The sequence below is a fragment of the Microcystis sp. M49636_WE2 genome (assembly GCF_030065375.1).
Lineage (GTDB): Bacteria > Cyanobacteriota > Cyanobacteriia > Cyanobacteriales > Microcystaceae > Microcystis > Microcystis aeruginosa_C.
This window is the reverse complement of record NZ_JASJFG010000577.1, coordinates 1-3,962: the sequence shown is the minus strand read 5'-3', so window position 1 is coordinate 3,962 and position 3,962 is coordinate 1. Positions and strand designations below refer to the sequence as shown.

Sequence of the window (3,962 nt, the reverse complement as noted above, 5' to 3'; positions counted from 1 at the left end):
TCCTAAACCCAAGTTTTTCTGCTGGCAATTCCTTATTATCTATGTCCTTGACTATGCCTCAGTCTGCCGAGTCCTCCACGGGTGAGGATTTACCCCTAGCTATCTCACCCAGTAACGAGCAGTTAGAGAATATTAATAGCTATTTAAACCTGATTTTGGCAGCTTTAGTCTCTCTAGCTAATTTAGACTCCGATTCTATCACCCAAGCAGCCCAAGAATTAGCCTTAGATGCAGATACAAGCGATCGCCTAGTTGCCCACCACTGGCAACCCCAGTCAAAACTTTCCCTAGCGGACATCCGTTCTCTAGTTCTCCTCCTCTGTCATCTAGCCCAAAAAAAGCAAGAGTTAATCCGTCGCGCTGTAATTCTCTTGGAACAAGTGGGAACTCAAGGACAAGAACCAGTCAAAACCACGCTTTTAGGCAATTATATCGATAATTTTCGCTTAAAATACCCAGAAATATCGGAAAATAATCTCAGTGATTCTAGCCTTGCTTCCCTAGCTTGGAAATTATTAATCGATTTATTGTTCTACAGCAGCCCCCGCAGTCATCTCCTTCTTTGGCACACCCTTTTGGCAAGTAAAAAGTAAAAAGGCTATCAGTTATCAGTTATCAGTTATCAGATGTAAGTTTTCAGTTCACTGTTTACTGTTTACTGGACGGCTACGCCGTGCCTTTGGCAACACTGAAAAAAAGCTTCCCAGTTCATAATTCATAATTTATAATTCATAATTTATAATTCCCACCGATAACTAAAAATGAGTAATCTAATTCGCAAATATACACCCCCCACCTGTACCCTAGAAATTTGGGGAAATAGTTCGCCTCTAGCGGTTTGGCTGGGTAAAAATGTCTTAAACGATGCTCACTTTCAATTGCGCTTTGATGATCCTAGATTGAGTGAGGAAAAGCAGGTGACGATCAAAGGCGATCGCACACAATTACAACTACTAGGGGAAATTGTCGCTAATTATGTGCAGAATTTACTCTCTAGTCCTGTTTCTACCCTCTCTTTCGTGGCTAGTGGTTCCCCCGAAAGTCATCTTCCCTCCTTACCCTCTCTCCATTGTCAGGGACTTCTCCAGCATCAATTATTTTTAGGTTCCCTGCTAACCGATAGGGATAAACAGGAGATCGAATTAACCACATCGCAATTATTCGATCTAGCCAATGCTTTAGGGGAATATAACCATGAAAGCCCCCTAATACCCCCATTAATTCGCCAGAAAACTCGAAAAAATGCCCTGATCTGGACGGGATTAATCGCTTCGGCCCTAATAACTATCGGGGGAATAGCGATCGCATTTTATCAACAGCAACAAGCGGTCAACAATGATTTAACCACCGATCCCAATAACGCCAAGATTCCCCAACCCTTGCCAACGCTGCCTTTACCCCCCACGGGAACGGCCGCCCCAAACCCGCAGTTACCGGCAAATTTGGGCAATAAAACCCCTTTACCGCCACCGCCGCCCGTGGCAACCGTTCCAGCCCCAGTTCGCCCCTCTAGCGTCCCCCTAGTGATTCCGCCGCCCACTTTACCGCCGCCACCAGTCACGGGTTCGCGTCCAGGCGACACGGCGATCGTAATTGAACCGAATAATCAGAAAATCCCGATTACTGCTCCACCCGTCACTGGTGTTCAGGGTACAAACGCACTGGGAAATGTCCCCCCCACCACGATGAATCCGACTCCAGCACCGCCAAAATTGCCCAATTTACCGCCTATAAGCCCTATTAACCCCGAAAATGCCAATTTAGACCCCAAACCGCCCACAAGCACCGCTAAAGCCCCAGAGACGAACTTACTAGATACAATTCCCCAAGTGGCAGAAACCAGAGAATATTTTCAATCCCGTTGGCAACCGCCGGAAAGTCTCAAACATACTCTAGAGTACCGTTTGGTCTTAAATCAGGATGGTTCCCTAAAACAGATTATTCCCCTGGGACAGGCCGCGAAAATCTATCTCGATCGCACTAATATGCCCCTGCTCAATCAACCTTTTGTTTCTCCCCTCGATGTACCCGGTAATCCCCAATTGCGTCTGGTGCTTGGTTCCGATGGTACGGTGCGGACTTTTATGGAACAGCAATAGGCTGTACTGCATTTAAGTAGCTGGTTATAATTAAATTAAAAATTGATTTTAGGTTCGATCCCCCCTGCCCCCCTTGATAAGGGGGGTGCCGATAGGCGGGGGGATCCCCCTTAATAAGGGGGGCATCTGATAATTTTTAACGCCTACCTACTTAATTAACAATAATCTCGTCGGTGCTGTCAGGTTGGTTCATTTCTGTTAGGGTTTGCCAACCTGATTGCCAGAGATTCGCGTCTTGCAACTGTTTAGCATTAATCCAGAAGCGGACGGTCGGATCGCAGGAAGCGACTAATTCCGCAAAAACCCATTGACCGCGATTTTGACGATTGACCACTTGAAAATGTCGCCAGCCCCATGTTTTTTGTTTTGCCGTCCATTTTGACCCCAAGAGATGGGGATACTTCTGTTTTTTGGGCATAAAAGTTAAGACATCTGAGTTCGGGATAGGCTAAAACCCTTATATTATCCTAGTCTGCCAACCCGATTCTTTTCCCAGGGCGAAGGACTCGATGACAAACTGAAAAAAAGCCAGCAGAACAAAAGTCAAATTATCGGGGCGCTTAAGTGCGCCCCAGTTTTGGCTAATAACCGCGCCAAACACCAACCAAAACCCCTTGTACTTGTACTTGTTCGGTATTGGCTGTAATTGGTTGATATTTTTGATTGGAGGGTTGGAGAGTGATGATTTCTCCTTCTTGGTAGAAACGTTTTAAAGTAGTGCCGTGGCCTTCCACTCTAGCGGCGACGATTTCCCCATTGGACACCGCTTCATTGCCGGTGAGAGAACGCATAATCACCAGATCCCCATCGGCAATATGGTCCTCGATCATACTGTCTCCGGAAACCCGCAGAGCATAACAGTCTTGACTGCGTTGCAACAGGTTAGAAAGATCGAGTTTTTCTTCCACATCGGTGAAGGGTTCCACTAAACCACCTGCAGCGATCGCACCTAGAACCGGTAAACCTTGCACTGGTTGTTTGAGAATCCGCAGGGTGCGTGCTTTTCCTTCTGTCCAATCAATATAGCCTTTGGCGCGTAAACGTTCTAAACGGCTTTGAATCGGTGCGGGAGAGCGTAAATTCATCGCTCGCATCATTTGCCGGATGGAAGGGGCGTGCTGAGTAGTGCGAATGTACTCAATTAGCCAGTCGTACAACTCCTGTTGCGCTTGAGTAAGGGATTCGAGGTTAGTCATGATCTATTTTCCTATCCTTGGGTTAAGATAATTTGTACTTTAGTTCATTTGTGTTTAACCTAGTACATCTTAACTTCATCGGCCGACTAAATCAACTGGTTATTAGATCTCTGGCAACAATCAAAAATTGTCGTGGTTGGTTAGGAGACTCCGAGACAGGAGACAGGGGATTATTTCTATTTATTCTTCCGACACCCCACACCCTACACCCTACACCCCACACCCTGCCACCACCGAAAAACTTTTTGCCGCAAACCCTAATTAATAATTCATAATTCCTTCTCCCTTCTCATAGACAGTCTTAATGAGTAATTTAGATAGTCAATAGCTTATCTTCTGACCTAGCACTTTTTTTAAAAAAGTATCATTAATTTTTAAGTAGTCGGACATAAATTCTGTTGTCTATCTTAAGAAATGTAAATTGCCGCAATTCTTCCTGACGACCGACGACCGACTCCTTACCCCACCCACAGTTAACTTTACTTTTGTCCAACTACTTATTTATCAATTCTCAATATTAATTAACCCCAGGGTCGGTTGCTGGCAAACTCAGCAGCGTATTAAGAAAAAATAACGAATTGCTAGAAAGCCGAGAATCTGGATAATGATCGAGGTGGAGACAGAAAAATTGCTCTACTTAAGCCTGTCTGCCGTAAGCGTCCAATAG

General features: G+C 45.3%; 4 protein-coding genes. 2 read left to right on the top strand and 2 right to left on the bottom strand.

Annotated elements, in window-relative coordinates; all coding sequences use genetic code 11:
* The first annotated feature begins 53 nt into the window (after positions 1-53).
* Both PX484_RS13300 and PX484_RS13295 read left to right on the top strand, forming a co-directional pair.
* Positions 54-593: a DUF3038 domain-containing protein gene (locus tag PX484_RS13300; RefSeq protein WP_039899825.1), complete on the top strand. Its 540-nt coding sequence runs from the start codon at positions 54-56 to the stop codon at positions 591-593.
* A gap of 168 nt (positions 594-761) precedes the next feature.
* A complete protein-coding gene (locus PX484_RS13295) occupies positions 762-2,099 on the top strand; it encodes a DUF4335 domain-containing protein (protein ID WP_287765600.1) in 1,338 nt (445 codons plus the stop codon).
* Positions 2,100-2,250: 151 nt separating this feature from the next.
* Here the strand turns inward: PX484_RS13295 and PX484_RS13290 are convergent, their stop codons facing one another.
* Both PX484_RS13290 and lexA read right to left on the bottom strand, forming a co-directional pair.
* A complete protein-coding gene (locus PX484_RS13290) occupies positions 2,251-2,517 on the bottom strand; it encodes a TIGR02450 family Trp-rich protein (RefSeq protein ID WP_002800208.1) in 267 nt (88 codons plus the stop codon).
* A gap of 163 nt (positions 2,518-2,680) precedes the next feature.
* On the bottom strand, positions 2,681-3,295 hold the full coding sequence (gene lexA, locus PX484_RS13285) for a transcriptional repressor LexA (protein WP_002758280.1): 615 nt from the start codon (positions 3,293-3,295) through the stop codon (positions 2,681-2,683).
* Positions 3,296-3,962: the final 667 nt, after the last annotated feature.